The 6,438-nt window shown below is 72.6% G+C and carries 1 protein-coding gene (running past one end of the window); it reads right to left on the reverse strand.

Annotated elements, in window-relative coordinates:
• Positions 1-5,188: the 5' portion of a hypothetical protein gene (locus AB0F89_RS31200; RefSeq protein WP_367129237.1), read on the reverse strand. The gene continues 42,974 nt to the left of window position 1, outside the view; 5,188 of the gene's 48,162 nt are visible here — the first part of the coding sequence; it begins with the start codon at positions 5,186-5,188; the stop codon falls past the left edge of the window.
• Positions 5,189-6,438: the final 1,250 nt, after the last annotated feature.

Below are 6,438 nucleotides of genomic sequence, written 5' to 3' on the forward strand. Positions count from 1 at the left end.
GCGACGGGACGTCGTTCTCGTCCATCCCGTCCGGCTCGATCGGGAGGTGGTCGCGGGTCGTCGCCGGTGCGACGGGGACTTCCAGCGCCGTCCTGGTGTTCTCGATGCCCCAGAGGAGCCGCGGCTTGAGGGTCCTGGTCCCGCCCTTCACGCGCGCGGACATCAGACCGCCGTCCTCGACCACGGCGACCGCGTCCGGTTTGACCCGGAACACCCGCGCGTGCTCGCCCTCCTCCCGGTACTGGTCCCTCTCCCCGAAGCTGTGGAGGAGTTCGTGGGCCACCGACTCGCCCTTGATCCGCACCGGCCAGCGGTGCTGGCTCGGCCTGCCGCCGCGGGTGACCCAGACGCGGGAGTGCGCGTCGTGGTGCCGGGTGACGAACTCGACGGTGACGTGGAACTGCTCCCCGCCGGGCAGTCGGTACCCCCGGTTGAGGTGCTTCTCCACCCCGTCGCGGATCCTGCCCCGCATGGCCAGCAGCTCTTCCGGGGTGGCGTTGACCTTCCCGGGTTCGTTCGCGTCCCTGGCGTCCAGGAACAGCTTGACGGTGAAGTCGCGCACCCGGACGCCGTCGACCTCGAAGACGCGCGTGTCGTAGGCGATGGGGATGTGACCGCGGCGCAGCACCACCGCGTCCGGGCCCAACTGGGCGTCGGCCAGCACGGAGTACGCCGACCCGCGCACGATCCCGGAGACCGGCGCGGCGGCCCTCGCGGCGCGGATCTTCTCCGAGGGCGCCGGGTCACGCGGGGCGAACCACGGCGCGCTGGGGTCGGTGCGGTACTTCCAGCTCCGGTCGTCCAGCACCTCCCGCTCGGCGGCGGTGCTGGTCGGCCTGGTGGCCGGATCGCCCAGGAGGGGGTCGGGGCCCGGGTCGTGGTGCGGCCGGGTGCGCTTGAGGTCCCAGTCCACGAACACGTCCGCGCCGTCCGCGCGACCGCCTCCCACGACCCGGACTTCGAGCTCGGTGAGCCCGGCCAGGACGTCCTTCACCCGGTGCGCGTCCACACCGGAGACCTCCACCACCGGTGGGAGGTAACCCTGCTCCCGCCGGGTGTGCGCGACGTGGCCGAGGTCCGCGGCCAGCACCTCCACGTCGTCCAGTTGCGCCTCCGTCAAGCCGGTGGCGCCGGCTTGGACGGCGTAGGACCGCTCGGGGGCGGTGCGGCGGGGTGGGGTGTCCACTCCGGACAGCGAGCGCGGCTCGGCGGCGACGCCGAGGTCCAGGGCGATCCCGAGGGCCAGCGACACCGCGCCCCGGTAGTAGCCGGGGACCTCGGCGTTGCGGGCCAGGTCGATCGCCACGAGCGTGGTGAAGTCCGCCAGCGCGGTGGCGGGGATGGCATCCGGTCGGGCGGTGGTGTGGGCGACGACCTCCCGCGCCTGCTTGAACGCCTTCGCGCGCACGTCCCCGGGCACGTCCTCCAGGACGCCGAGCGATTCGCGGACCCGGTCGGCCAGGGACTCCGGTGTCCACGGTGGGGACGCCTCGACGCCGGGGGTCGACTCCCCGCCGGGCTCCGCCCGCGTGCCGGCCCGCTCGACGGGTGTCCCGGCGTCGTCCACCCGGGGTGCGACGCCCAGGTCCGCCACGACCTGTCGCACCAACGACCGGACGGCGCCGGGCTCCCGGTGGAGCAGGACGACGGCGATCACGTCCACCAGGTCGTCGCGCAGCCCTCCCTCCACCGGGACCGCGGCCCCCTGCGCGAGGAGCCAACGCGCCCGCGAGCGCATGTGCGCCACGACCTCGTCCGGGTAGTCCGTCAGCCGGTCGCGCGCCTCGACCGCCCCGGCGCGCACGGCTCCGGGCGTCCACGGTGCGTCGTCGACTCCGGGGAGGCCGTCCCCCCACTCGGCGGGTGACGACGCTTCGAGCGTCCCGGGATCCCGCTGAGGCGCCCCCGGCACGCCGATCACATCGGGCTCGACGTGCGAGTGGCGGTGCTCGATCTCCGGGGCCGGAGGATAAGGGCTCTCCATCGCCCTCATGACGTCGTAGATCCGCCACGCGTAGCGGGGGACGAACAGCCTGCTCTGGCCGAACCAGGGGTTGTGCATGAGGGCGTAGTCGTTCGCGACCCCGCTTTGCTCCTTGTTGCGCAGGAGGACCCGCCCTGTCGCCTTTTCCTCGGCGTACTCGTCCGCCAGGCCCAGGCTGTGCCCCACCTCGTGGGCGTACACGAAGTACGGGGAGTCCTCCGGCCAGGAGTACTGGTTCGCCTGCTCCCACGGTGCGGTGATCCAGATCGTGGCGTGCGCCTCGGCGGGGGTGTCGACGAACTCGACCGTGAGGTGGAACTGCTCGCCGCCGGGCAGCCGGTACCCCTGGTTGAACACCCCTTCCACCCCCTGCAGGGTCCTCTCCCGCACGGTCGCTACCGCCTCCGGCGTCGTATCCGGAAGCGGGGTGTGGAGGAACAACCGCACCGTGAAGTCGCGCACCGCCTTGCCGCCGACCTCGAACGTGCGGACGTCGTAGTGGACGCCCCCCGTGACCAAGGACAGGGAGACCTGCTCCGGGGTGACCCTGGAAGAGCAACACGGGGTGCTGTGCTCGCCCCGCACCCATCCGGTGACCGGCACCCGGGCCCTGGCGGCGCGGATGTCCGCCGACGGGACGGGGTGGTCCGGTTCGAACCACTCCGCGGTCGGCGCGGTCTCGTGGCGCCACCTCTCGTCGGCGTGCACCGAGCGCCGCAGCGGCAGGGCGTAGTCGTCCGCCGCGTCGTCGGTCTCCTGCTCCCGCACCGGCGGCTGCTCCACCGGCGCCGTCTTCGGTTCTCCCGCACGCTTCAGGTCCCACCGCACGTGCACGTCGACGCCGTCGCGCTCGTCCTCGACCTCCACCTCGAAGGGGACGTCGGCGGGCAGGAGCGCCCGGACCTGCTCCACCTCGGTCGGGGAGCCGGCCACCAGGACGCGGGGCGGCAGGTAGCCCCGCGCGACCTGCTTCCGGGTGGCCGAGCCGAGGTCTTCCGCCCAGGTGCGCGCCGAGGCCAACTGCTCCTCCGTGAGCGAGTCGGCGTCCGCCGGGCGGTTGAGCGCCAGTTCCGGACCGCGGTAGCCGGCGGCGGTCGGGTCGACCAGCGGCGCGAGTCCTCCCGCCACGCCCAGGTCCCGGGCGATCAGGTGGGCCAGCAGCGAGTTCTTCCGGAATCCGGGGTCGTCCCGCATGCCGTCGGCGACGACGGTGATGAAGTCCGTCAGCACCTCGGGCGCGACCTGCGCGCCGGGCGCGATCACCGAGGTGACGACCGCCTCGGCCTGCCGGAGCAACGCGTCGCGCACCGGGTCCGGCAACGTCGGCTCGGCCGTCCGCTCGCCGGCTTCGAGCCGCAGCAGCTCCGGCGTCCACGGCACCGACCCCGCGCGGGGATCGGGCACCGTCCGGGCGCGCAACGCGGCGACGCCCTGGTTCGGGAGCCCCGGCGGCGTGGGCGTGGGTTGGCCGGCGCCCACGGGCAGGAAGTCGTCGAGCTGGGCGGTGTTATCCGACGGGGCGGCGGTCCCCAGGTCCGCCGCGATGTCCCGCGACAGGGCGAGGGCGGCCGTGACGTCCTGGCCCCGGGTCAGCGCGTCCGCCACCACCGCGGTGGCGGCGGACCACAGGTCTTCGTCGGCCAAGGCTTCCGGGCCGTGCGTGCTCGTGACGATCCACCCGGCTTGGGGGATGACGGCGTCCGGGTTCCAGTCCTCCAGGCTCTCGAACCGCTCCGCGGCCTTCACCGCCGCCTCCACCAGCCCTTCCCTCGTCCACTGCGGCCCGGCGTCCTTCGACGTGGACGGGGTTCCACCGGGTGACGGGGTGGCGGTCGACGGCGGCGTGATGACGGGAGCGGTGTCGACCAGCGACGGGGTGACGACCGGAGCGGTGGCGACTGGCGGCGGCGTGACAGCAGATGGCGAGGTGGTGACCGGCGGCGGTGTGGCGGCAGACGGTGAAGTGGTGACCGGCGGTGAAGTGGTGACCGGAGTGGTGGCGGCCGGCGGAGCGTCGCTCAGGTCCTGGGCGATCCGCTGCGCGAAGTCACGCGCCTCGGCATCGCCGTACCCGTCCGCCAGGTGAGCCGCGACCACCACCGCGAAGTCTCGACCCACCGGACCGTCCACGGCCACACCGGTCCCGGACACGATCTGCCGTGCCCGCTCCTCCACCTCGTCGCGAACGTCCGGCGCCAGCAACTCCACCGTCTCCCGCGCCGAAGGCGCGTCCTGCCGCAACAACTCGGGCGACCACGGCGTCGTGCCGTTCGGGTCCGCCGCCGGCACGTGACCGGCGGTCCGGGCAGGCTCGGGCGCCGGTTCGGCGACCGGCGGCGGGAAGGCGGTGCCGACCTGCGGCGGGACCGGGGGGAGCGCCTCCAGGTCGGGGAGGCCGGGCGGCACGTCCAGGGCCGTGTCGAGCGGCGGCTGGTAGAGGGGCAGGCGGTCGCTCAGCGGCGTGGAGCGCTCCGGCTGGTGGGCCGTCGACGAAGCCTCGGCGCCGGCCGGGGACTCCCCGATCCCGATCCGGTCCTCGCCCGCGCCGGTAGAGGTCGGGACACCGACGGTGTCCTGACGACCACCCGTGAACTCACGATCACCGACCGGTGTCGGTGCGTTGACGGGCGTGTCGGCGAATACCGGTGCGTTGACGGGCGCATCGGTGGGCACCGGTGCATTGACAGGCGTATCGATGAACGCCGGTGCGTTGACAGGCGTATCGGTGAACGCCGGTGCGTTGACAGGCGTATCGGTGAACGCCGGTGCGTTGACAGGCGTATCGGTGAACGCCGGTGCGTTGGCGGGCGTGTCGGCGGGTGCCGGTGCGTTGACCGGTGCGGCCGGGTTGGGGTCGGTGCCAGTCCTGGGGCCGGAGGTCGCGGCGATGCCCGCGGCGGCCACGGCGCCCGCCGCCACCCCGGCTGCCAGGCCGATGCCGACAGCGTGGCCGAGCCCGTCCTGACCGCCGGGTCCGGTCGCGACGTCACCGGGTCCTCGATCGCCCACTGCCGGGCCGGCTGCGGGCTCGGCAGCCGGATCCACGGGCAGGTCCGCCGCAGGCTCGACCGGCGAGTCCACGGGCAGGTCCACCACCGGCTCGACCACCGGCTCGACCGTGGGCTCCGCCACCGGGTCCGCCACCGGCTCGACCGCCGGGCCCATCGCGTCCTCGTCGGCGGAGGGCTCGGTGAGCAGTTGCACCGGCTCGGGTTGTTCCGGCGCCGGTTCTCCCACTCCCGGTTCGGGTTCCGGCCCGACCCCCTGCCCGGTGTCGTCACCGTCCTCTTCCGACTCCCCGTCCTCGTCCCCCGCACCACCCAGGTCATCCCCACCGACCAACCGATCCAACCCAGCCTCGAAACCCCCCGTGAAAGCACCACTCACCACCCCCATCCACACATCCTCCAAACCCTGCCCCGTCGCCCCCGCCATGATCGCGCCCGCACCACCCTCACCCGCACCCTCCACACCAGCCGCAAAAAACGGACTGTCCACCGAATCCGGCGCCAACTTCCGACCCAACAAATAACCCCCACCGATCAACCCACCAGCCAACGCACCACCCGCACCCGACAACAACGTGCTCGTGACATCCCACTCCTCACGATTCCCGTCCTCGAACTGCCACCACTGCGCCAACGCGTCCTGCGCCATCTCCTGCGCAGCCTCCTGCACCGCCTCCACCAACAACCGCACAGACCAGTTCAACCGCTCCAGAATCCGCCCCACCGCCAACCGCCCATACGTCACGATCTGCGGCACCAAACCCGCCGTGAAAGGACTCGCCAAAGCCCACAACACCATCTGACCGAAAAACGCCAACTCGATCACGATCGAATACTCCGCATGCTCCACCTGCAACGCCAGAGCATGCAAACTCCGCGACTGCTCCCCCGCCACCACCACCAAACGCGGAACCACCTCACCCAAACCCGCCACATACCCACGAAACGCACGCCCCGCCGCCTCGCCAACACCCCCCTCCACCACACCCGACAACCCCGCCAAACCACCAGCCGCCCCCACCAACCCAGCCGACAACCCCGCCCAACCCCGCGCCAACTCATACGCCTCGGCCGAACTGATCCGCGGGATCTCCTGACCCGCCAACAAGATCATGCCGATATCGCCGACCAACGACGGATCAAGATTAACAGGCATCGCGAGGAATCCCGTCACGCCGGCGGACCGCACGATCCCGTGCCGCAGAAGGACGTTGGACCACCCCGGCCCAGCGCTCGAACGCGCTCACCACCGCACACCCACCGGCGCGGCGGTCCCGGCGCCGCGACAGCGCACCCGACCACCGGGTGTACGGAGTGGACACGGTGCGCCTTCCTGTCGACGAGGGGTCGACAACAGTGCAGCGGGCGGGCCGGAGCGCGAACAACGCTCCGGCCCAGCGGCTGCCCCAGTGTCGAAGGGCAGTGCCTCATCAGGCACCCCCGCGT

Source organism: Saccharothrix sp. HUAS TT1, from assembly GCF_040744945.1.
Lineage (GTDB): Bacteria > Actinomycetota > Actinomycetes > Mycobacteriales > Pseudonocardiaceae > Actinosynnema.